The sequence below is a fragment of the Myxacorys chilensis genome (genome assembly GCF_059505265.1).
In genome coordinates this window covers 1-23,983 of the sequence record NZ_JCACKG010000056.1, presented here as the reverse complement: position 1 = coordinate 23,983, position 23,983 = coordinate 1, and the positions used below count along the sequence as shown (strand labels likewise).

The 23,983-nt window shown below is 46.8% G+C and carries 17 protein-coding genes and 1 pseudogene; 11 read left to right on the top strand and 7 right to left on the bottom strand.

Translation table 11 applies throughout. From position 1 onward, the window contains the following. Positions 1 to 190 precede the first annotated feature (190 nt). Genes AC5JLB_RS02700 through AC5JLB_RS02690 form a run of 3 tightly spaced genes read right to left on the bottom strand, consistent with a single transcriptional unit; the run spans position 191 to position 1,604 of the window. Positions 191 to 364: a hypothetical protein gene (locus AC5JLB_RS02700; RefSeq protein WP_495872318.1), complete on the bottom strand. Its 174-nt coding sequence runs from the start codon at positions 362 to 364 to the stop codon at positions 191 to 193. Between the two features lie 27 nt (positions 365 to 391). Then, positions 392 to 628 (bottom strand): hypothetical protein, encoded by a 237-nt coding sequence (locus AC5JLB_RS02695; protein WP_495872317.1) that lies wholly within the window; start codon positions 626 to 628, stop codon positions 392 to 394. Position 629: 1 nt separating this feature from the next. Beyond that, complete coding sequence (locus AC5JLB_RS02690) at positions 630 to 1,604, bottom strand: hypothetical protein (RefSeq protein ID WP_495872316.1); 975 nt, start codon at positions 1,602 to 1,604, stop codon at positions 630 to 632. 500 nt (positions 1,605 to 2,104) lie between these two features. Here AC5JLB_RS02690 and AC5JLB_RS02685 point away from each other — a divergent pair, with 500 nt between their 5' ends. Both AC5JLB_RS02685 and AC5JLB_RS02680 read left to right on the top strand, forming a co-directional pair. After that, positions 2,105 to 3,427: an AAA-like domain-containing protein gene (locus AC5JLB_RS02685; protein ID WP_495872315.1), complete on the top strand. Its 1,323-nt coding sequence runs from the start codon at positions 2,105 to 2,107 to the stop codon at positions 3,425 to 3,427. Positions 3,428 to 3,462: 35 nt separating this feature from the next. Further along, positions 3,463 to 7,134, top strand: coding sequence for a WD40 domain-containing protein (locus tag AC5JLB_RS02680; protein ID WP_495872314.1), 3,672 nt, complete (start codon positions 3,463 to 3,465; stop codon positions 7,132 to 7,134). Here the strand turns inward: AC5JLB_RS02680 and AC5JLB_RS02675 are convergent. Further along, complete coding sequence (locus AC5JLB_RS02675; RefSeq protein WP_495872313.1) at positions 7,113 to 8,474, bottom strand: extracellular solute-binding protein; 1,362 nt, start codon at positions 8,472 to 8,474, stop codon at positions 7,113 to 7,115. The two genes, AC5JLB_RS02680 and AC5JLB_RS02675, sit on opposite strands and share 22 nt — an antisense overlap. Before the next feature lie 677 nt (positions 8,475 to 9,151). Between AC5JLB_RS02675 and AC5JLB_RS02670 the strand changes: the two genes are divergently transcribed. From AC5JLB_RS02670 to AC5JLB_RS02645, 6 genes are all read left to right on the top strand, one after another. Beyond that, entirely contained in the window at positions 9,152 to 10,297 is a 1,146-nt protein-coding gene (locus AC5JLB_RS02670; protein WP_495872312.1) for a trypsin-like peptidase domain-containing protein, read from the top strand. 51 nt (positions 10,298 to 10,348) lie between these two features. Next, entirely contained in the window at positions 10,349 to 10,957 is a 609-nt protein-coding gene (locus AC5JLB_RS02665) for a hypothetical protein (protein WP_495872311.1), read from the top strand. 32 nt (positions 10,958 to 10,989) lie between these two features. Beyond that, a complete protein-coding gene (locus AC5JLB_RS02660) occupies positions 10,990 to 12,426 on the top strand; it encodes a serine/threonine protein kinase (RefSeq protein WP_495872310.1) in 1,437 nt (478 codons plus the stop codon). A 330-nt stretch (positions 12,427 to 12,756) separates the two neighbouring features. Next, the gene (locus AC5JLB_RS02655) at positions 12,757 to 15,306 is read left to right on the top strand and encodes a peptidase domain-containing ABC transporter (protein ID WP_495872309.1); all 2,550 of its coding nucleotides are present in this window, start codon (positions 12,757 to 12,759) and stop codon (positions 15,304 to 15,306) included. Positions 15,307 to 15,361: 55 nt separating this feature from the next. Next, complete coding sequence (locus AC5JLB_RS02650) at positions 15,362 to 17,470, top strand: S8 family serine peptidase (RefSeq protein WP_495872308.1); 2,109 nt, start codon at positions 15,362 to 15,364, stop codon at positions 17,468 to 17,470. Between the two features lie 100 nt (positions 17,471 to 17,570). Continuing rightward, positions 17,571 to 18,899, top strand: a complete 1,329-nt coding sequence (locus AC5JLB_RS02645; RefSeq protein ID WP_495872307.1) for an HlyD family type I secretion periplasmic adaptor subunit — start codon at positions 17,571 to 17,573, stop codon at positions 18,897 to 18,899. Positions 18,900 to 18,985: 86 nt separating this feature from the next. Here AC5JLB_RS02645 and AC5JLB_RS02640 read toward each other — a convergent pair. Beyond that, a pseudogene (locus AC5JLB_RS02640) lies at positions 18,986 to 19,678 on the bottom strand (IS6 family transposase). Between the two features lie 57 nt (positions 19,679 to 19,735). Here AC5JLB_RS02640 and AC5JLB_RS02635 point away from each other — a divergent pair. Both AC5JLB_RS02635 and AC5JLB_RS02630 read left to right on the top strand, forming a co-directional pair. Continuing rightward, on the top strand, positions 19,736 to 19,999 hold the full coding sequence (locus AC5JLB_RS02635; protein WP_495872306.1) for a COG3650 family protein: 264 nt from the start codon (positions 19,736 to 19,738) through the stop codon (positions 19,997 to 19,999). Between the two features lie 945 nt (positions 20,000 to 20,944). After that, on the top strand, positions 20,945 to 22,303 hold the full coding sequence (locus AC5JLB_RS02630) for a hypothetical protein (RefSeq protein ID WP_495872305.1): 1,359 nt from the start codon (positions 20,945 to 20,947) through the stop codon (positions 22,301 to 22,303). Here the strand turns inward: AC5JLB_RS02630 and AC5JLB_RS02625 are convergent. Continuing rightward, positions 22,269 to 22,658 (bottom strand): IS1/IS1595 family N-terminal zinc-binding domain-containing protein, encoded by a 390-nt coding sequence (locus AC5JLB_RS02625; protein WP_495872304.1) that lies wholly within the window; start codon positions 22,656 to 22,658, stop codon positions 22,269 to 22,271. The two genes, AC5JLB_RS02630 and AC5JLB_RS02625, sit on opposite strands and share 35 nt — an antisense overlap. Positions 22,659 to 22,682: 24 nt before the next feature. Beyond that, positions 22,683 to 22,997, bottom strand: coding sequence for a GIY-YIG nuclease family protein (locus AC5JLB_RS02620; protein ID WP_495872303.1), 315 nt, complete (start codon positions 22,995 to 22,997; stop codon positions 22,683 to 22,685). Between the two features lie 174 nt (positions 22,998 to 23,171). Between AC5JLB_RS02620 and AC5JLB_RS02615 the strand changes: the two genes are divergently transcribed. Continuing rightward, positions 23,172 to 23,983 (top strand): IS66 family transposase (locus tag AC5JLB_RS02615; RefSeq protein ID WP_495872302.1); only part of this gene is annotated, 812 nt, incomplete at its 3' end.

Below are 23,983 nucleotides of genomic sequence, written 5' to 3'. Positions count from 1 at the left end.
CTCCTGCTAAACCTGAAACTATTCTCTAACCTCCGGCAAACGTCAAACCGGAAATTCATCTGTTAATTTACCAATGCCCTCAACCGCGTAAACCCGAAGCTCAGAGTCGCAAACGGTATGGACGTAATGAGCTTCACCGAGAGGGAAATTGAAACCACCGTCTTTTGTTTGAGAGCAAAGAACTTCCACGTTAGTCTTCCTCCATAAAGATTTCGTCTAGATAAGCTGACCCGTAGTAGTGGATCTCGTCGTCCTCATCAACTTCGTCATCAACTTCGTCATCAACTTCAAGCTCGTCTTCAAGTACAAGTACATCGTCGAATTCAAAATTAGCAAGCTCGGCTTCAGATTGTTGCTTAGGCATAACGTTGGTTTTAGGGGTTTGAATGTTTTAGAAGAAGTCTTCGCCTAGTAGTGAATTATCTTCGTCTGTTTGGGCTGAGGGTTCGTCTTCTACCGCTGTCGGCTGAACCTGAATCTGGGGGTCTGGGTTTTCGTTTAGGTAGTGAGCGATCAAGAAGTCAATAGTTGCTGAGTGAGACTTTGAAAGATGAGGGAGTCGTCGCCAGATAGCCTCAAAACCTAGCTCGCGATCGCTAGTCAGGGTGATAGTGATTTTTCTGGACATATCACTTAGAACCCACAGCGCGAGCGGCTGACGTGAACATGCCTCCAACCGATGCAAGCTCAGGCTTCTTACCTACTCTGATGTTGCGCTCTGCTAACCAAGCATCGCCCTTGATATCAGAGATGAGGCTGAAACCTCCACCGGTGCCACCGATTACTTCGTCTTGAGGTAATCCCGCTTGTTTGCGAACCGTGTAAGCGGCGGTTGCTAAGTAGTTGTCCCACTCTTTAGAAAGCATTCGATCTAAGTGACTTCTCAGTTCTAAACCTTGAATGTTTAGTGATCCGGTTCTGATAGCTACATTCAACTCGAAAGACGTTGGAGGCACTGGCAATCCTGCATTCACCACAGCGTCAGCGAAAGAGTCATCATTCACGAGATCAATCAAAGCTTGATTGACTCCCCGTTGGGACTGCTCAGCATAGCCAATGCCATGACCGTTGGGAGCGCGATAGATCGGTAGCATGGTTCCGAAGCCCCAATCGATCGCCGCTTTGTATGGCATTCCCGTTAAACCCCATCCCTCTTTCTTGACCTCTACCCGTTCGATGCGTACCCGATAAACCGAGCCTTCGATCTGAATGTCGAAGAACTTTCCTAGCGCTTGTTCGTAGTGTGAGGCGACCGCACTGCTGCCGATGTTGTGGGAAGCAATCACGATCAGAGGGAAGTCATGAGGGATGCCTTTCACCTTTCTCTTGACGATCGCGTGATGCAGGATTGAGGCAACTACAGGTTTTAGATTCTCTAGCTTGCCAGTGTCAGAGTCTAAAGGTTTACGGATGGCGACATAGCGCTGAGCCTTCCAAGCGTCTAAGCCATAGATCCAACTTTGACCTTCGACACTGATAGAACCTTCTTTTTCTACAGGGGCAAGCAAGCTAGGGAATGAGTCAGTGACTAACGCTTTGTCTTCGGTTCCAAGCACAAACTTGGTTCCACCGTTGCCGCGATCAAGAGAGAGGATGAAACACATAATTTAAGCCCTTCTGAAATGGGTAGTAAATGACTGGTGATCGGATGGTGATCGGATACCTTTATTGTAACTCACGATCACAGAGTTGGGGAAAGAAGTATTGCGATCAGATAGCGATCGGATACCTTTTTTTGCTCAAAAACGCTCTCAAAACTTAGTTTTAAGAGAAAAGATTGACCTAATTGCTAACAGTTTGAAAGTCAGTTTGTAGAGCCTGCTAATTTATAATGTTCGTAGCGGTAAACATTGCGGTGTTTGCGGTGTAAGTTGCGGTGTAAGTTGCGGTGTCCATAAAATAAGGATTACCGCAAAACACCGCAAACACCGCAGCCCTCTTCTCTCGATTTACCGCAAAACACCGCAAGCACCTCAATCCTCCAAAACACGGTAGTTAATGTTAGGAAAAACCTCGATTAGCTTCTGACACTTTCAAAAGGTGCAGTCAAGGTGCAGTTAAGTTTGGCCATTTGCTCTTGTAGGAGCGTATCTAGATGTGTAATATGAGGCAGCCACAATCTGAAACATTGGTGCTAATGATGGCTACAAATCGCGAAACGGATAGTGTTCAAGCAACTCTACAAGGCATTAGACTTGTCCGTGACAGTGTTCGCGACAGGATTTGGCAAGAGCGGCAGCAACGGAGAGAAGAAAATTGTGAACAGACCTACACGAGGGAAGATTTGGCAGTTCAGGCGGGGATAGGCATTGACACCTTGAAGCGGTTACTGAGAGGCATCAGGGTGAGAAGAACTTCCGCTGACGCGATCGCTCGATTTCTTGGGTTGGAACTAGCCGACATCATTGAATCCAGTCGAAGTCAGCGACCTTCAGACTTTTACGTTAAACGCCCACCGCTTGAATCTAAATGTTATGAGATAATTTCTTTGGAACCAGGTGCTTTGGTTCGGGTCAAAGCACCCCATCGAGCGGGTAAAACCTGGTTTATTGAACAACTGTTGCACCAGGTGAAAGAGAAACAAGATCAGTATCAGTCTGTGACCTTGAGCTTCTGTGATGCCGATCACGCCGTTTTTACAGGCTTACAGACATTCTTGAGGTGGTTTTGTATTAGTGTTGGCAATAGCTTAGAATTGCCCAATAAACTGGACGAGAGATGGCAGGATGATCTAGGTAACAATAGCAACTGCACGAATTATTTCCAGACTTATCTATTGGCAGGCATCAACACGCCTCTAGTCCTTGTTTTAGATGATGTTGACCTAGTTTTTGAAGAGCGCGAAGTTGCGGATGACTTCTGTAAACTTCTCAGGGGTTGGTATGACGGGGCCAGGAGAGTTCGTGGTGATACTTGGCGTAATCTCCGATTGGTAATCGTCCACTCTACAAATATCTATGGTGCGCTTGACATCAATTACTCGCCACTAGCCAATGTTGGAGAAGAGTTTTCTTTGCGAAATTTCTACTTAAAGGAGGTACAACAATTAGTTCAGCAGTATAACTTGCACTGGCAGGCGGAGCAGGTCGAACAAATCATGACTTTAATTGGAGGAAATCCTTACCTGATTCATGCAGCGCTCGACTACCTGACGTTGCACCCAGAGACGACGTTAGAGCAATTTTTGCAAAGTGCAGCCACAGAAGTGGGTCCTTACCATAATTATTTGGGAGAGCTTTTGAGTACGCTTCGGCAGAATTCAAATTTAGCCGTTGCGTTCAAGAATATCGTGAACTCAGCGACTCCCATCCGAGTTGAACCCGCCTATGTGTTTCAGTTATACAGCATGGGATTGGTCGAAGTAGAGGAAAGAGGTGAAGTGCCGTCTTGTGAGTTATACCGCCAGTATTTTCGCGATCGTCTATAGGATTAACGTTTGCACTCCCTCAAATCACCCGAGGTATGACTCATCACTCTACTTATCGCTATGTCGTTGGTGGAACTCTGTTCTCTGATGCTAGCAGTTACGTCACGCGACAAGCCGATCACGATCTGTATGAAGCACTAACGGCTGGCGAGTTTTGCTACGTGTTGAACTCTCGACAAACCGGAAAATCTAGTTTGCGAGTGCGAATGGAAGGCCGACTAGAAGCAATTGGAACTTCGTGTGGGGTGCTTGATTTTTCAGTTCGTAACACCAAGGATCAACCGGAGCAGTGGTATGCAGATACGTTCGATGAACTCGTAAAACAGTTCGATCTGGGGATTGGTCTAGCTTGGTGGACTGAACGCAAGGCACTTTCTCCAGTCAGACGACTGAGCAATTTCATTGAAGAAGTGTTATTGCCAGCCGTACCTGGGAGGATTGTTTTATTCATTGACGAAATTGATAGTGTCCTGAGTTTACAGTTTCGAGTTGATGATTTTTTTGCATTGATTCGAGCTTGTTATAATCGCCGTGCCGATCAGCCAGAGTACGATCGACTCACCTTTGTCTTGCTGGGGGTCGCAACTCCTTCGGATTTGATCCAAGACAAGAAATCCACTCCCTTTAACGTTGGTCAAGCGATTCAACTTACGGGGTTTGGGCTTGAAGAAGCCAAACCTTTAGAAAGGGGGTTAATTGGTAAAGTTGCTGATCCTGAAGCAGTCTTGAAGCAGGTCTTGAGGTGGACGAGTGGACAACCTTTTCTAACCCAAAGGCTTTGTGCGCTGATCCAGACGAGCCAAGAATTCATTCCAACAGGCGAGGAGGCGGAGTGGGTTGAGAAGCTTGTGCAATCGCGGATAATTCAAAACTGGAAATTTTACGATGAAAAAGGTCATTTCAGCCATATCCGCGATCGCATTTTGATCAACGATCAGCAAGTCTGTTTTCTGCTCGGATTGTATCAGCAAATTCTACGCAATCAGGACGTTGCTGCTGATCACAGTCCAGAGCAAATAAAATTGTGTCTGTCCGGATTAGTAGTAGAGCAACACCATCAGCTAAGAATTCAGAACCGGATTTATGGCGAAGTTTTCAACTTAACTTGGGTGGCTGAAGAGCTAGCCAAAAAGCGCCGTCTCTATGGTGATGCTTTGGGGAACTGGTTCGCTTCTGGTTGTCAGGATGATTCATGGCTTTTAGATGAATCGACCTTCCAAGAAGCAATGGAGTGGGCAAAAGACAAACATCTCAGCAATGAGGATCAACGGTTTTTAGCTGCCAGCGCTAACAAACTGAATCGACGAAAAATCAAGCGATTAACTCGGCGATTAACTCGACGGTTCATTTACCTCGCTCTGCTGATTATTCTGCTACTTAGCCTGGTGGTTGTTAGGAATAGACTGCAGGAGGCAAAACGGCAAACTGAACAGGCTAACCAGCGCACTGAACAGGTACAAGCAGATCAACTAGTGAACAAAGCTCAAGTGTCTGGTGATCCTCGCATTAGTGTATTACTGTCGCTGGAAGCAATGCAGCAATTTCAAAACCAAGGACGTTTCTCACCAGAGGCGCAACAAGTTTTGTATAAACGATTAGATTCTCTGCCCCGTCTGCTCAAAACCGTGGAACATTCTAATGATGTAGAAACAATCGCCTTTAGCCGCACCGGGAAACAGCTAGTGTCTACTAGTCTGGATGGTATAGCAAGTGTATGGAATGTATCAAGTGGCGAGGTTAAGCCCCTAAATAATATCAACAAGGTAAACGCAGTTGCATTCAGTTCTGATGATGCAACGAAATTCACTGCAACAGCGAGCGATGACAGCATTGAAATACGAGAAACTAAAAGCTGGAAGTTGGTTAGACGCTTAAAGCTCCCACTTTATGTCAATGCGATCGCATTCAGTCCTGATAATAAGTTTATTGCTACTGCGACTGTCAATACTGTTAGTTTAAACAGAACGGGTGAAGATCAGATTACAGCTAAAATTTGGGAGATAGCAAGCGGCAGACTAATCTCATCTCTAAACCGGAGCAATAGCGTGAACGCTTTGAGCTTCAGCCCCGATCGAAAATTGATTGTGACAGCAAGTGCTGATGGGACTGCCCAAGTTTGGAATACAGCAAGCGGACAACCTGTAGGGCAATTGCTGAAGCATAAAGGCGTGATTCTCGATGTCGCATTCAGTCCTGATGGAGAGTATGTGGCAACTGCCAGCTTAGATAAGACAGCATCCGTGTGGAAAGTTGGAAGCGATCGTCCACCCACAACATTACAGCATGAGCAGGCGGTAACGGCTGTATCGCTGAGCCATAACAGCAAATGGATTGTTACTGCAAGTACGGACAGGACGGTGAGAGTCTGGGATATCAAGAGTGGCAAACCGATCGCTTACATTCCTCATAAAGACTTTGTGAGTGCTGTCGCCTTCAATCCGAGTTTAGAAAACGAGACACTGATTGCCACGGCAAGCTTGGATAATAAAGCCCGCTTGTGGAAAATCAAGGATAATGCAACGCTGATTCGCCTAGAACACAATAGTCCTGTGACCGCTGTGACATTTAATTCCGAGGGCGATCGGATGGTCACTGTAAGTTTAGATCAATCCGAGAAGGATCGCATCTTGAGAGTTTGTGAAGCGAATGGTCAGAAACTAGAGTGTAAAGCGGCTGAAACTGAAATTAGCGCAGAGCGCAACCCTGAAGGAATCGCGATCAGCCCAGATGGACGGTTTAGAGCGATCGCGAGTTCTGATTTCTCTAGCAAAAACATGACAGTACAGTTTTGGGAAACCAACAGTGGGGACACTGCTACTGTGGATATAAACCAGAACAAAAGTGTGAATAAGTTTATTATCACCTTGAGCCAAGATAACAAGTTTTTTGCTACTGCTAGTGATAATATAGTACAGGTTTGGAGAGTACCTGATAATCACCAGTTTAGCCGTAATTCTAAAACCTTGCTGGAGGCTAGTCACCAAGTTCAGCAAGTTTCCTTGGAGAGTTCTGTTGAAGCGATCGCGTTGAGTCCTAATGGTTCACAACTGGTAGTAGCGGGGGCTGATAATACAGCGACATTATGGGATGTAGCGAGACAGCAACGCATAGGAAAACCGTGGAATCACGATAGTAAAATCAATGCAGTGACCTTTAGTTTGCAGGGTAACTTCATTGCGACGGCGAGTGATGATAATAAGGCAAAAGTATTTCAGAAAAACGGGCAGCAACAATGTGTGACGCTGCAACATGAAGGGGGTGTTGTTGCGATCACGTTCAGCCACAATGAAAAATATCTAGCGACAGGAAGCTCAGATAGTAAGGGACGTGTCTGGAATGTAGAGCGTTGTGAGGAAGAGAAAGGTATGCCGTTGAACCACGAAGAAAAAGTCAATGCTGTTACCTTTAGTTCTAATGATGAGTTCCTTGCCACAGCAAGTGATGACCGAACAGCAAGGGTATGGCAGAGATCTAGTGGTCAAGAAGTTGCACGTTTAGACCATGCAAAGCAGGTGAATGCCGTCGCCTTCAAGCCTCAAGATGATCAGCAGATTGCAACAGTTAGTTCAGACAAAACAGCAAAGGTATGGTTCTGGCAATTGGAAGATTTGCGTCCTAAAGCGTGTGAACACATCACGGATAACCTTACACAGAAGGAGTGGAAGCGCTACATGAGCAATGAGAACTATCGAAAGAGCTGCCCTTGATGGATAGGATTATTAGAGCTACAGTCCTTCTCATTCAGCATGCTATTCGTTTTGAGCAAAAGCTTAGTCTCTCTAGCAGCAGTTTGCATTTTCCCTTTAATATCTGGATTCTCTTTTTGAGTCAGAGCCGTATGGAGATATTTTTGTAAGGTGCAAGTTGCTTCGGCGTATTGAGGAATAGCAGGACGTGAAACGACCGGGTCGGACTTCTGCTTCTTGAGGAGGTCTAAGATTGCGGGATAGTGACTGTAACGTTTAACCAGTTGTGAGTCCTTGAACAGTTTTCGCCGTGTGGGTAATCCATCACCAGATGCTAGAAAGAGTTTGCGCTGTGCTGCCTCACTTGTGAAGAATTTAACTGCCTCCCAAGCCTCTTTTGGATGCTGAGTTTTTTCAGCAATTCCTAAGCCCCAACCTCCCTGACAGCCTCCGCTCGTGTAACCCGATGCATGCACCATTGGCTTCACACCAATTTTGTTGCGGATATCAGAATCATCTAAATTGGCTTTTGGCAAGACATAAGACCAGTTTCGTAAAAAGGCGGCATTACCATCTAGGAATAGATTGAGCGTTTCATCTTCCCGATAGGTGGTCAGTGTTGTAGGGGAAATTGGATTTTGACTAAACATTGTGTTACGCAAAAACTGAACGGCTGCGATCGCTTCAGGTCGATCGAGTCCCACGTCCAACGTTTTAAGATCAATCCAAAACCCGCCATATCCGCGGAGAACCTCAACAAACACAGTGACGAGCGCCTCAGCTTGGCGTCCTTGCCAAAGATATCCCCAACGCAGTCCCTGAGCTTGGAGTTTCTGAGAAATGTCGATTAACTCCTCAAACGTTTCTGGCGGCTTCAATCCTGCATCTTTGAGGAGATCGGTACGGTAATAGAGCCAGCCAATATCGGAGCGGACGGGCATTCGATACAGCTTTTCCTGATAGATTCCACCATTGATATCATCGCTGAGAAATTCCTTCAATTCTGGATCTGTGATTTTCATGTCTAGCTCTCGTATCCATCCTTTCTCTGCAAACTCAGGAACCCAAATGATATCCATGAAAACTAAGTCGTAGGGAGGGATCTCGGATGTGAACGAATCGATGTATTGCTGTTTGACGGCTCTAGGGTCTTGCGGCTTGATTGCATTCTGGTCACGAAGATTCACTAAATCGATGTCAAGGTTAGGGTGAATTGTTTCAAATTCGTCAATCAGAGACTGCCACTGTGCTGCTTCACCGTTTGGTACGACAAACCTGAGCGTGACTTTATCCTCATAAAATTTTTTGGAGTTTGGCAACGTCGATCGCATTAAGTTTGATGAAAGCCTGCTGCTTGTCATAACAAACATTAGACAAACAGCCAACAATCCCAAGCCGATTAGAGTGAATCTAGGTTGTCGCCAGAGTCTGTGTAATTTGTTGTACCACTGATTAACTCTCATAGGAATATGAATCCAAGTATGAATGTGAATTAGCCTAGCATTTGGCTGAGAACCTCCATCCTAGAATTCTTTAACTGCCCTCATCTGCCCCTGTTTGCTCTTTTTTCATTGTGGGGTTTGATGCAAGAATGAGTCTCATACAGTAGATACGTATTTTGTTGGCTTGCCCAAAGAGTTAGAAGAAACTGCCTACATTGATGGAGCCAGTACACTAGTTAGAAGAAACTGCCTACATTGATGGAGCCAGTACACTTCGGACTTTCGTTGAAATGATCATGCCAGTGTCAAACCCTACGTTTGCTGCTGTTGGGATTCTTGTTTTTTTGACGCAATAGGGATCGTTCCTATAGTCGCTCATGATCGCGATCGGTGAAGAAGTTCGCTCTTTACCACTCGCAGTTCCAACTTTCTAACTGTTGCCACTAATTTAATGGGGCGACATTCTCGGCTTTTGAGTCATGATGGCTGCTCCTGTTTTTGTAGTGTTTTTATTATTTCAAAAATGGTTTGTCAAAGGCGTTACCTCAACCAGAACGAAAGGTTAGAAAACATAATCAACATCACAATAAATTGCCATGAAACTTCTTTCAAAGATTGTTCCTGTTTTGAATTCTATTGCGATCGCGCTAGGTGCCACTCATACCGCTTTTGCACTTGATCCAGCAATAATCTATCAGCGATCTAGTTCTGCCGTCGCTGTAATAGCAGCACCAAACGGCAAGTCATTCGATCTTGGAAGCGGGTTTATTCTGAACTCCAAAGGTCTTATTCTGACCAATCAGCATGTTGTTAGAAATAACCGACAAGTTCGGATTAAGTTAGCAGATGGTTCAGTCTATCAAGGCACTGTCGTGTCTCGCAATCCTAACGTTGATTTAGCAATGATCCAGATCCAGCCGAAAAAACCGCTTCCAAGCTTGAAAATTCAACCTGTGCCACCTCAAATTGGGCAAAAAGTTTATGCGATCGGAAATCCAAGTCCTAAAGCAATTGGAATGCTAGAGAGAAGCCTTAGTGATGGAATCGTGAGTCGAATCGATGGAAGCGGTCTGATTCAATTTACAGCATCAGTTACCTTTGGAAGTTCTGGCGGACCCTTGCTCAATGAGGATGGCTATGTTGTCGGGATTGTCAGATCGGGCGTTCCTGGGACAAATTTCAATTTTGCAGTTCCAGTAGGCGCAGTGAATGCCCTTCCTGGGCGGCGAAGCACAGCTGGAGTACAAGCCCAACAAATTGGCTACTATCTAACTGTAGGGCTTCTTCAACTCAGACAAAACAACCTTCAGAAAGCATCACAGGTATTTAGCGCAGGAATTCAACGGTATCCAAGCGATCCCACGTTGTACTCAAATCGAGGAATAACAAGACGCCTTCTGCGAGACTATCAAGGTGCACTAGAGGACTTCACCCGCTCTATTCAGCTTAGACCCGCTTCGATGGCTTATTTCAACCGGGCTGTACTCTATGCATCGAATCTGAAACAGCCTCAACAAGCAATCAGAGATTACAGTGAAGCGATTAGAATCAATCGGAACTGGGGCAGCCCTATTACCTTCGGACATGCATTTTACAGTCGAGGTCTGATTCAGGTTCAGCAAGGAAATAAAGGAGCCGCGATCGCAGATTTCAAACAGGCAGCAAAGTTTTATTCGCAATTTGGCAATCAAGATCGATATCGAGCTGCACTGGATCAGATTACGCTACTCACTGCTAAATAACTATAGATTTCCTTGCACAAGTTTAATGTCTTCCAAGCCACAGGTACTCGCATGAAGAAACCATTATTGAGTTTGGGATTGGGTTTAGTTTCATCCTTCGTGACATCTACTGCATTTGCTGTGCAGTCGGCACCGATTACAGAAAACTCCAAGGTTAAATGGTCGCAGGTCATTGAAGATCCATTTGATGGCACTGTTGTGTATGACAAACACTTTGCAGGTGACTTCACCTTTGTCAGTAGTTGGTCAAAGCAAGGCATCCGCACAACTTACACCCAGAAAAAATCGATCCTGTCAGGATATGAAACCGCTTGGGTCGATCGATGGGTTCCAGACTATGACTGCAAGCGTAAAAAAGAGCGCAAAGACGATGATTGCAAGCATAAGCAAAGACTAGAAAGCTATCCGACCCAAAAGCCAGTCTATGAAGCGTTTTACATCGATCATATTCCTCGAAAAATTTTGTTTGCGATCGCGGGCAAGATTTACACCTACGAAAGCGGGTCTGTCGTTCCTGAACTAGCATCAGCCCTGTCCACTGCTCCGAATGAGAACATGCGAATTCGCTTGGAGTGGCAGAATGGCAGAACAACGGACATGCCAATTGGCCAAGGTACTGTAAGAGCTTGGAGAACGATTTTTAGCTCACAGAAGTCTTAGCTCACAGAAGTAGTCTCAGAATCAAGACGTACTTGACCGAATTGATCTTACTGCTCATTAATGAAACAAAAGCCGTGTTTAAGTCGGGATTGATTTTACAAGACCGTTATCAACTCCAGCACCCTTTGGGGCGCTCCGCAGCAGGTCGGCAAACTTGGCTCGCCAAAGACCTATCGGTCGATCCGCCTGAATCTATCATTGTGAAACTTTTAGTGTTTAGCGAAATGCAATGGCAGGATTTGAAACTATTTGAGCGAGAGGCACAAGTCTTACAAAATCTTGACCATCCTAAAATTCCTCGATATCGCGATTATTTCTTAGTGAATCAAACGACTCGCTCAACTCTATGCTGGTGGGGACTCGTTCAAGACTATGTTCCAGGACCATCACTCCAAGAGTTACTCGAACAAGGAAAACGATTTAGTCAACAAGATGTTCATCGGATTGCTGAAGAGGTTTTGCAAATTTTGATGTACTTGCATAGGTTATGTCCTCCTGTGTTACATCGGGATATTAAACCCAGCAATCTGATTCTGGATCAAGCTCAACAAGTTTGGCTGGTTGATTTTGGAGCCGTGCAGGATCAAGCAGCCCTAACAGGGATCTCGTTTACCGTTGTGGGTACAGTGGGCTATGCGCCCTTGGAGCAGTTTTGGGGACGTGCCGTTGCAGCATCTGATCTCTATGCATTAGGAGCAACGCTTATTCATCTTTTGACTGGAACTGCCCCAGTTGATTTACCTCAGCGTGAGTTCAGAATCCAATTCAGCGATCGAGCTACGATCAATCCTAGCTTTGTCAGTTGGATTGAAAAGCTGGTCGAACCTGGTTTAGAGCGCCGATTCACAAGTGCTGATGAAGCGTATGAAGCGCTGAATCAATCACAGAACTCTTTGCTTGGCAGAATTCAAACACTCCATCCCAACTCAACTAAAAAGGTTCAGCGAGTTAATCCTCGAATTGTTGTAACGGAAAATACAAAAGACACCCTGAAGATAGAGTTTCGTGGATACCGGCATCCATCAAGTTTGTTCTGTTTTAGTGCTTACTTCATCCTGACTTTGTTGGTTACAGTTGTGTTTGGTAGCTTGGGGGGATGGAGTTTCATCTTAAGCCAAATCGTCTTCTGCATATTCGCATTTTTTGACCTACGAAACCCGAAGTACAATCAACTCTCGTGCTTAGGTTCTATTTGCTTGGATACATCAAACGATTGCTTTGCTGTGCGGAATAAGTCGAAGTCGGAAGTAGGCAGAATTTCAGACATTCAATATCTCTCAATTATTCCAACTGAAGTGACTTGCTACACAGGTGGTTATTCTGCGGCTTCATATACACAATTTTGGGTCAACATCCGCACGAAAAGAACTTACATGTTGAAATGGGTACTAACGGAAGAAGAATGTATTTGGTTAGTCAACGAAATTCAAAATTGGCTTAACGCTATAAATAAGCTTGGAATGAAATAAGCTGTTAAACATTTAGATTGTGTCAGAAGGAGAGCTAAAGCCTTTTGAGTAGAGCAATCTAAGTTCAGTAGTCCGGACAAAATCGGGTAGCAATAACGAAGATTTAAGTTAACCCGTGCATAATTCTTGGCGGTTGAACGTAAGAGACTAACAGAGGCAAATGAGAGCGCTTCTGCCTCGGCTGTCGTTTATGACTCATTAAGGAGAAAGCTATGGATGTGGTATATGGCCGCGATCGCACACTACCCCGATCAGCTTAGCTCAATCTATAAATTTAATTGATGAAATAAAAATTAGCAATCCTGACCGTCAAACTACAGGTAAATTGATATGGTCACACAACCAAACATTTACACGCTCAACTTGCCTTGGGATGAAGCGCCGTTGAGCCTGCTTGAAGACGAGCAGAAATTGCAGTTTCGGCAACACGCTCAAGTCAGTCGTCATGCGACAGGAGAAGTGCTTTGGTCGAGTCAAACACTGGGTAGCCAACTGCTGGTGCTGGCTGGAAATATTCGCCTAGTGCAAGAAAAAGGAACTTCAGTCCTAGAACCTGGAAAATCAGTTTTGCTCAAGCCGGGAGATTGGTTTGGCGATGCTTTAGGATTGGTCGGACAGTGGAAAGCGAGAGCCGCCAGTAAAGAAGTGATTGTCGCGTTTTGGCAGTCTGATCTCTGGCAAGAAGCCGCCTCTCCACTGCTGCACGATTTCTGGGCAGATTTACGCTGGCGCTATCAACCGCTCGACCCGCAGTTGCGGCATCCCGCATCGGGCTATCCCTACGTGTTTAGTCTCAACAGTCCAGCCGCTTGTTTAACAATGGTGACTCAACATTTGCAGACACCAATGCCACTCAAGCAAGTGCAGCGCCAAGTCCGAGGACAAACGCCTCAAGATGTGGTGGCAGGGGCTGAAACGATCGGACTTCAACTGCATCATATTCAGCAGATTAGTTGGATGGGACTGGAGCAACTGTCGTTTCCGGCACTACTGCATTGGCGACAAGAACATTGGGTGGTGGTGTATGAAGTAAAGGGCGATCGGATGGTGATTGCCGATCCACTCAATCGCCTCAAACACTGTGAGAGTGTGCCGCGTGAGATAGTGGAGACAGGTTGGGATGGGCAGTTGTGGCTCGTGCAATCCGCATCGAAGGCTGAATCTTTCAATCTGCGCTGGTTTTTACCTGCGGTTTTGCGCTATCGCGGCTTGTTAGGGGAGGTGCTATTAGCCTCGCTGGTGCTGCAAGTGTTGGGCTTGGCCTCCCCAATGCTGACACAAGTCATTATTGACAAAGTGATTGTGCATGAGAGTCTATCAACCCTGCATGTCATCGCGATCGCGCTTTTGGGAGTGGGCATCTTTGAAGCGCTTTTAGGCATCATCCGCCTCTTCGTGTTTACTCACACTGCACGTCGTCTGGATCTAAGTCTATCTTCACAGCTATTTCGCCATTTACTAGAGCTACCACTGGCTTACTTTGAAGCGCGGCGAGTCGGTGATACGGTGGCGCGATCTCAGGAATTAGAGAATATTCGCCAGTTTCTCACAGGAACCGCGTTGACAGTCGTGATTGATGCGGTGTTTATTGTGGTGTACTTGGGGTTAATGCTGTTCTACAGCCCAAAGCTCACGCTAGTTAGTTTGGCGGTGATTCCTGCATTGGCTGTATTAATGCTATTGACAACTCCAATTTTGCGGAACTGGCTGAACGAGTCGTTCAATCGTCATGCAGATAGCCAATCATTTTTAGTAGAAACAGTTTCGGGGATTCATGCTATCAAAGCACACTCGGCTCAAATGGCAACGCGTGAGCGAGCAGAAGGATTGTTTGCTCGGTATGTTCGCACTAACTTTCGAGCGTCTACCTTGTCGAATATCGATGGTCATGTGGGCGAGTTTTTGACGAATTTTTCGGAACTAATGATTCTCTGGTTTGGGGCAATGTTAGTGATTGAACATCACCTTACTGTTGGACAGTTGGTGGCGTTTCAAATGTTGTCTGGGAAAGCGATCGCTCCCTTACTCCACCTAGCGCAACTGTGGCAAAGTTTTCAGCAAGTGTTGCTGTCGGTTGATCGCATTGGTGACATTCTCAATGAAGCGCCGGAAGCAGCGTCAGAGACTGGTTTGGTGCTGCCATCCATCCGGGGCCAAATCAGCTTCGACACGCTATTTTTCCGCTATCAGCCCGACCTCGAAGATGTGCTGAAAGGTGTTTCGTTTGATATTGAGCCAGGAATGTTTGTTGGCATTGTGGGACGCAGTGGTTCTGGCAAAAGCACATTGTCGAAGCTGATTCAACGCTTGTATCAGCCGCGATCAGGTCGAATCTTACTCGATGGATTTGACATTAAAGGCGCCAACTTAGCGTCCTTGCGGCAGCAAATTGGTGTCGTGCTTCAAGATGACTTCTTGTTTAACGGGACTGTTTTTGACAACATCACCTTCAACAATCCTGATATTTCACCAGAACAAGTAATTGAAGCGGCAAAGATGGCGGCGGCTCACGACTTTATTTCTGAGCTACCCCAAGGCTATGAAACCTCGATTGGGGAACGTGGCACCGGATTGTCGGGTGGACAACGACAACGATTAGCCCTCGCACGGGTCTTTCTCTCGAATGCGCCAGTTTTGATTCTTGACGAAGCCACTAGCGCGTTAGACAGCGAAACCGAACGCCAAGTCTTGCAGAATTTGCAGCGAGTTTGCAACGGACGCACCGTGTTAATGATCACACACCGATTTGCACCACTCAAACATGCCGATCGGGTTCTAGTTCTAGAAAAAGGAGTGCTAATCGAGCAGGGTTCACATCAGGAGTTATTGCAGCAAAAGGGCGCGTATTGGGCGCTGCATCAACAGCAAGCGGCAGCTTAAACGTTACATCCTAGTTTTCATCTTTAACAATCAACACCGTCATTGGAGAACAATAATGAAACGCGATTCTTACTCTGACCAACAATCTCGTGCGAGTTTTCAACCAAAATCGCCGCAACCTGCGATCGCGCCAACTCAACTCGGTCAGCCTGTCCATCACAGCAGTTCTACCAGCGATTTGGGTTCTAACTGGCTGAACAAAGCAAGTAGCTGGGTGGCTGACAAATTGCAAACTGCACAGAATTTTGTGAGTTCAGGAGATGCGATCGCACCCGATCAAATCCTTCCTGCTCTAAAAGGAACCGCATCACCTAATCAACCGTTAGTCGGTGTGATTGATTCAGGGTTTGGCGCGAATGAACATGGTAGCAAAATGGTTGAAGCGATTCAAAAGGAGAATCCGCAGGCACAAATTTGGAAGGGGGACGGTGTTGGCACAGGCAAGTGGTCAGAATCGCTCGTTGAGTTTGTCGATACTGCCAAAGCGGGTGGACATTCTCGCGCCGTGGCGAACCTCAGCTTTGATCTGACCGAAGTGCATCTAGACGGCAGCACGTCCAATCGATCGCGACTCACGGCGGATGAACAATCTGCTTTAGCCTATGCTCGTGACAATGATGTGCTGGTTGTTGCATCATCCGGCAATCAAGGTAGTGCCATGTCCGCTTTAGGGCAAGCCTCTCAACCATCTGATAATCTGATTGTGGTAGGTGCGGCGAACGGGCATGACCGCGCTTCCTACTCTAGTTATGGTAAGGGTTTAGATCTCGTTGCAGAGGTAGGTTCTGCGGGAACTTCTTTAGCGGCGGCAAAGGTAACGGGCACGATCGCTAACATCTGGAGCGCCAATTCGGGGCTAAGCGATCGCCAAGTCAGCCAAATTCTCACCGCGACTCCAACCGATTTGAATAAGGTAGGATGGGATGCCGAAACAGGATCGGGTTTGTTGAATGCAAAAGGAGCGATCGATCTAGCAAGACAGACAATTCCTGAATCAATCGTTTTCTCTGGCTCTCAACTCGTTCCACAAAATTCTGGTCTTGATCAAGCATCGAGTTTCAGAAGTAGAGCCTGGACAAGCACAGACGGAGCGATCGCCAGCGAACGTCCTAACTGGAGCTGGAGTGATGTTGGTCATGCCGCGCTTGATGTCGCAGGCTTTATTCCAGTTGTCGGAACTGCCGCAGATGTTGCTAATGGCGCTTTGTATCTAGCGGAAGGGAACAAAACAGAGGCTGCCCTGTCATTTGCGGCGGCGGTGCCAGTTGTCGGGGACGCGATCGCGGCAGGTGCTAAAGCCGTTAAAGCTGCCAAAGCTGTGAACACAGGCGTTCAAGCGGCTAGAGCAACCACAACTGCCGCTAGAGGATCTGAAACTACGCGGAGTGTTGCAGCTAGCACAACTAGAAGCGCCACTAGAGAAGTTGGAACTGTACGAGGGGCAGCTAACAGAGGAGCAGGAAACGTGGAACGAGGAAGTGGGGCAACTCGCGGCAGCACTAGTGGGGGAGGGAGATTACGGGGCGATCGTGCTACTGGACGAGCTACTAATTCACAGCCTCCACGAGGAAATTCGGGCGGAGGTGGAAACAAACCGCCATCCCCCCCTACCAGAAACTTTACTCCATCTCCTGATCCTGAACCTATCCGTAGAGCGCCTTTCCAAATACAGAATAGGACTGTCACGCACAGTCCTCATGTTAGTGATGATGCTTTAGCCAGAGGAAGATACTTTACCTACACTTTAAGAAACGCAAACGGAGAGGTAAGGTACGTTGGAAGGAATTCACCTAGAAGAATAGGCGATCGCGGTGCTCAAAGAGTTTTTCGTGGACGCATGGGAAGCAGAAGGGATCATGGCATTCTGAAGAATCACTCCGATGAAATTACCGAGATCAGAATAGAAGGAGTTCAAGGCAATCGAGCTGCTAATTCCGGTGCCGAAGATGTACTCTATTCACGCCACCAGATTCGGAATCCAGAACCGATCAGGTACACAAGTGGCGGTCGGAAGCGTGAAAGGCAACTTCAGGGTGGTGCAAACGAAGGTAATCGACAATTGCTCAATAGAACAAACGTTAGGAGTACTAGATCCAGCAGACTTCCAAGAACGAGAGCTGTTATTAACGCTTATAGCAAGGATATGAGGACCAAGATGATTTGAGAACTAAGAAACTGTAGCTGCCCAGGTATAAAGTGGACAAGAATCCACTTTATACCTGGAATAAAAGTTTTAGCTAAAGCCTGAAAATAAGGAGCTAATCATGAAAACTTCACCAACGTCTGTTCAACGTCAGCAAACAAAATATCAGTTTGCCAATGCTCAAGAATACCTGAACTATGAATTAGGCAATGCTCAACGACGATTACCTCCGTTGTATGTTCGGTTGCTCGGATTTGGCATCTGTGCGCTGATTGGCGGCACGATCGCTTGGGCAACCTTCAGCAAAGTCGATGAAGTAGCAACGGCTTCCGGACAGGTGGTTCCCGCCTCGCAAGTGCAGCCGATGCGATCGCTTGCCAGCGGTCTACTGCGCGAAATCAACGTCACCGAAGGCAAGCATGTGCAGCAAGGCGAGGTCTTAGTCCAGCTTGACCCGACCATTTCTCAATCTGAAGTCGATCGCCTCGAAAAGCTTTCTCAACAGAGCCGCGACACCTTGGCACGACTGCAAGCCGAACGCAATGGCAACACTCAAGCCGGAAGCTTATTGCAAAACCAACTGTTAGCCGCCCGCTTGCGAGAATTTCGCGATCGCCGTGCTGCCGCCGATGCTGATGCAAACCGTCAAATGAGCATCATCAAAACCACACAGGTCAAACTCAGCCAATTGCAGTCAGAATTTGCGCATACCAACACAAAAGCGAGAGCGATCAGATCATTATTGATTAGTGGAGCTGTTCCGCGTTTTGACTATTTGGATGCTAAAAATAAAGCGGACTCTTTGCAAAAAGAAATCATTGCCCAAAGGCAGGAGATTGAGCAAGCAAAGCAATCCTATCAAGCTACAATCAAGAACGCCACTCGATTAGAATCTGAACGGCAAAGCGAAATCTTGACCCAAATTGATAAACAACAGCAAGAACTCACCGACCTCGACGGAAAACTGACTCAAGCCCAAGCGCAACACAAGCACAGTACGGTTCGCGCTGGAGTAGCGGGGACTGTCTACAACATTAAAGTCAGCAAAACGGGGTTTACGGTGCAACCGGGCGATGAAGTGCTGTCGCTCGTGCCCGATGGTGAGGAGTTAATTCTCGAAGCGAACGTGCAGAATAAGGATATTGGCTTTGTGCGATCGGGGATGCGAGTCAAAGTCAAGCTGGCAACATTTCCCTATCAAGAATTCGGTATGGTCGAGGGCATCGTCGGTCGAGTCAGTCCCAATGCGGTGAACGAGCAAAATGGTGGGTTAGTCTTTCCGGTGCAAATTCGACTCAAGCAGCGATCTGTGAGAACCCCTGATCAGGAAGTGTTGTTGTCTCCTGGCATGGCAGCAACCGCAGAGATTGTCACTCGTCAGAAAACAGTGATGAGCTTTTTATTAGATCCGATCACTGACAGTTGGGATCGTGCTTTCTCGGTAAGATAGGGGTCTGGCTGCTACCGGTATCGTCAACTTAATGAAAGAAAAGCAAAATTAAGTACGATTGTTTCATTGATCGTGATCTATCTAATTTACGCAGCAGAATTGAGACAAGCAACATCTCGCCAATCCTCGAAGCGTTGGCGGAGTTGTTCTCGATATCGTTTCGCATTTAGTTCATGTTGCTTTGGGTGAAAGTGTCCTCGGATGGATTCAAATGTCGAGAGAAATCGTTGCGCTTGTCCCGGAGATTTGAATCGCCGCATTCGTCGCTCTCGCGTTCGGGTCAGTTGATGCGAGTTTTCGGCTCGATTATTCAATCCCTTGTGCTGTCGATGTTCTACGTTCTTCATCACTCGTTTCTTCGCTGCCTCGTAACTCTTGAGCTTATCCGTCACAATCACCCGTGGCACAAAGTTTTGTTTTTTGAGCAATTTGCGAAAGAATCGCTCTGCTGCCTGGGTATCCCGTTGCCGTTGGAGTAGGACATCTAGCACATTCCCTTCTGAATCCACTGCCCGCCACAGATAATATTGCTGCTTTTTGGTCGTCACCACCACTTCATCGAGATGCCATTTGTCGGTGATGTACAGGCGTTTGCGCCGAAGTTGGTTGGCATATTGCTGTCCAAACTTTTGACACCATTCCTGAATCGTTTCGTAAGTGACTTCAATGCCGCGATACAGCATCATTTTCTCGATATCCCGGTAGCTCAGCGGAAACGTCTAATACAGCCAAACGCAGTAGCTAATAATTTCCCCGGGGAATCGATGACGAGAATACATGGGCAAGAAGTTGCGATCAAAGTTGGATTAGTACAATCATCCTGCTTTTAGGTAAAGTTGACAATACCCTCTCGAATTCCAGCGGTGCAACAACCTGTCATTATTAGCAATCAAAGAACGAACGGCTATCCTGATCTGATTGTTTACACGGCTGGCGGTGGACTCGCACCTGCTTATCGTCGCCTGCGGTTCAATGGTTCTAGCTATCCTACTAACCTCACCGGAGAGCCTGCTTTGCCTACTGGAACAACTGTAACGGGGAGCGTGGCACTGGCAAGCCGAATTACCCCAGACTTAGCTGCGCCGTTAGTAGCAGTATGATCGATTAGATGGCATGAATGAGGTGAACAATGTCTAGAGAGTGTTATGCACTTTTGAATCCGATACTCACATACTGCCTGACCATCAACATCACAAACGCAATCAGGTGAAACCCAGTCACCAACCTCCGGCAAAGTCGGAGGTTGGTGACTTCGCCGGGGAATCGGTGACGGGAGTACGTGGACAAGGAGTTATGAACGATATGAGATCAGTACGATTATTCTACAGTCCGATTAACTTGACAATGCCTTTGGTGGCAAAGGAATACTGATCTCGGTTGAGGCGAGGTTGAGGGTCATGTGTCTTGTGATTGCTTCTATAGCCTCTTGCTCTAATCTTAAATGCGTTGAATCGAGTCAAGGTTGGCAGATGAGAGAATGAGCGAAGTTAATTTTCTCCTAACAAAATGCCTCTCTATTCTTAGTCTGTCAAAGCTTTACCAAAACTGATGCTGCTGGTGAAACATTGCTTAGCACTCTGTAAGCCTTGAAACTTCATTGAAACCGCAGACCAAATGGTTGAATTCTGTAGGACAAGAAACGGCAGGATTAGGGTTTTAGACATGAAGAAATAGTTCGCCATCAGTATCAAAACTGCGTAAAAATCACTCATCGAGGTACGCGACATCTATTAAAAAAGGCTTACATCGCAGAACCTAAAAATGCAAGTATCACTGTTAAGAATAATGTGCTTCAAATAGTAAAACTTGAAAAGATTAGCTGTTTCAGTAGTATTTAGATAAGCTCTGACGACTTTAGAAATATTACGGTGAAACTGAAAAGCGTTTTTTAACAATCTGCTTAACGGTTGTTTCATGCCTATTTTTTGCTGCTTAGCTCCCTGTTCTAGCTCTAGGCAGAGGTGGCGGCAACCGCAACGTTCAGTTTTAAATAATACGCTAAGAAAACAATTTTAGATTTACGATTTTGACTTGAGGAACTGAATATGATGAGACACGAAGATCTAGCATCACCCTTCAAACTGGCTCGGATCTTGCCCAGTCCAACTTCAGAGGTAGGAAATTTTTTGGGAGATGCAATTGCCGTTGATGGTAATTTAGCACTCATCAATTCTAGTAATGGTCAATCCGGCGTTGACGGTGGTAGTGGTGTTTATTTAGTTGAGATTGATACCGGGGCATTGGTTCGTTCGTTTTTCCAACCTACACCCACCCAATTCGGAGATCAGTTTGGCGCGTCCGTTGCACTCTCTAAAGATCGAGTTCTGATTGGTGAGTTCGGGGGTGGGCTACGGAATGGTGCAGCCTACTTGTTCGATGCCAAGACCGGCAATTTGCTCCAGACGTTTCGGAGTCCTATCCCTGCCACAATCAATGATTTTGGTGAAGCCGTTGCCATTCAAGGGAATACTTTTTTAGTGGGAGATGGTTCCGTTGATAATTTTGCAGGGGCAGTTGATCAATTTAATCAGCAAGGGCAACTCCTGCGGACGTTTCGTAATCCGACTGCTGATCCAGAGGATTATTTTGGACGGGCGATCTCAGTCTCCGGTAACAGAATTGTGATTGGGGCTTACGGCGATAACACTGGTGGAATTGATGCTGGGGCCGCTTACCTCTTTGATCGTAAGGGCAATTTACTCCAAACTTTTCTGAATCCAACACCTGATTCCGGTGATTATTTTGGCATTTCGGTCGCGATCAACGGAAATCGAGTTTTGATTGGTTCCCAATTAGATGATACTGCCGCCCGCAATGGCGGTGCAGCCTACTTGTTCGATGCGACGACGGGCAATTTACTCCAGACTTTCTTGGAACCTGCGGCAGCGCCAGATAATCAGTTCGGAGATTCGGTGGCGATTCAGGGCAATACGGTATTAATTGGATCTCGATTTAATGACACAGGCGCGATCGACAGCGGCGCAGCGTACGTCTTCGATGCTGGGAGCGGTACTTTGGTCCAGTCTTTGTTTAATCCAACGCCGCAGGTTGGAGAAGAATTCGGCAATCATGTTGCAATCTCGGAGAACTACTTACTCGTGAATGCCCCATTCGGGGAGGTGAACGGTGTTTCTAGCGGAGCCGTTTATGTCTTCCAACCAAGCATTCAGAAAGACCATCATAGCCCCAATTGTAATGACATCCTAAACGGTAGAGACGATCACACACGATGGGACAGAAATCCATTTCCAGAACGGTCTTATGCAAGGGGAAACACCCGATGCCTTGGTACTCCCTCAAACGATTCATTTAATGAATCGTTTGAGGGAGTACAAGGAAGGTCACCCCTTGACTTTACGAGTCGAGACCTCACTCCGAAAGCCGGCAATAGCATTCTTTACTAACCCTGAGAATGGACGGTTCCGTTGCAAAAAGTGAGAGGATTTCAAGGCATATTGAGAGAAAAACTGACATTTCGTGGTTGATCCCAAAGCTCCCTTCAAATGGCGACATTTTCAATCTGACCTCATCTTGCCCAACGTGAGCTGTATTGTCGCTATGCCTTGAGCTATTGGGACTTAGAAGAGATAAGGTCAGAGAGAGGCGTAGTGGTGTCCTTTGCTTGATCTCCTCTAAGTAGCCCCAAGGACGGTAAGATTCAAGAAACTGGCGACCGCACTGCTTGCATTTGTAACATTGTCTGTCGCAACGATGCCCGTTTTTAGCGGTTTGAGTGGACTGACATTGAGGACATTTCATCCTTCTATGATGCCAATTCAAGTATTACCCTTTCAGCAACGCTGCTTCTTGATAACACGACCACTTCGGGACTTCCGCGCCACTCGCGATCGCTATCTTCTGCTGCCGTGACAACTGCTTGATCGCATATTCCACCTGCATCGCCGCTCGTTTCGTCGGGAACTGCCAAGACGCAACGAGTTCTACAGGTCGGTGCGCCCTCGTGTATCGCCCACCCCTGCCTGCGTTATGAACGGCAATCCGCTGTTCAACATTCTTCGTATACCCGGTGTACAGACAATTATTCGCGCAGCGAACAATGTACACATAATGCAACTTCGGTGGCTGTGCTTCCTTCATGAACCCTCTCTGCGGCGAGATCAAATTTCTAGGACGGGTTCCCTCAGCCGTCGTTGCATCGATTATCGCTTGAAAATGTAACTACTCAGGCTTAAAACAAAATAACAATATACGCGAACGCTCTCAAGCAATTGTAGAGTTCAAGCAAATATCCGCAAAGCCGAAAGCAGCACTTTGAGCAATTCCCCTCGAACACCCGCCATTAGCCGAGATGAAATCCGAGCAGTTTACGCGCAGGGAGAAGACGCGGTGATTGCTTTAGTTGAAGGACTATTGGAGCGAATATCGGGACTAGAAGAGCGGATGGAGAAGTTAGAGAATCAACAGAGCAAACATAGCGGTAATAGTAGTAAGCCCCCGTCGAGCGACGGATTCAAACCGAAGCCGAAAAGCTTACGGAGCAAAAGTGAGCGACGCAGTGGCGGACAAGAAGGGCATCTAGGACAGACATTAGAGTGGTCAGAGGAGGTCGAACAAGTTGAACGGCATCCGGTCAAAGCTTGTACTCAGTGTGGAGCTTCGTTAACGGGCGTTGCCATCGCGGAATGGGAAGTTCGGCAAGTGCGAGATTTAGCGCCGATTCGGGTCACGGTGACTGAACACCAAGCAGAAGTGAAGTGCTGTCCTTGTTGTCAAACGTTGAATCGAGGGGAGTTTCCTCAAGACGTGAACAGCGTGGTGCAGTATGGGGCAAATCTGAAGGGGTTGATGATGTACTTACTCGACTACCAATTGCTACCCTCGGCACGAGTTCAAGAATTGTTGTCCGATGTGCTGGGATGCGAGATCTCCGAAGGCACACTCTACGCTAGTCGGGAGCGGTGTTTTGCTGAACTTGCCAGCGTCGAAGTCGCGATTCAACAGCAGATTGCCCAAGCGGACGTGTTGCACTGTGACGAAACCGGACTGCGGGTGAACGGTAAACTGTGGTGGTTACACGTTGCCAGTACCGATAGCTTGACCTTCTACTTCGTCCACGCCAATCG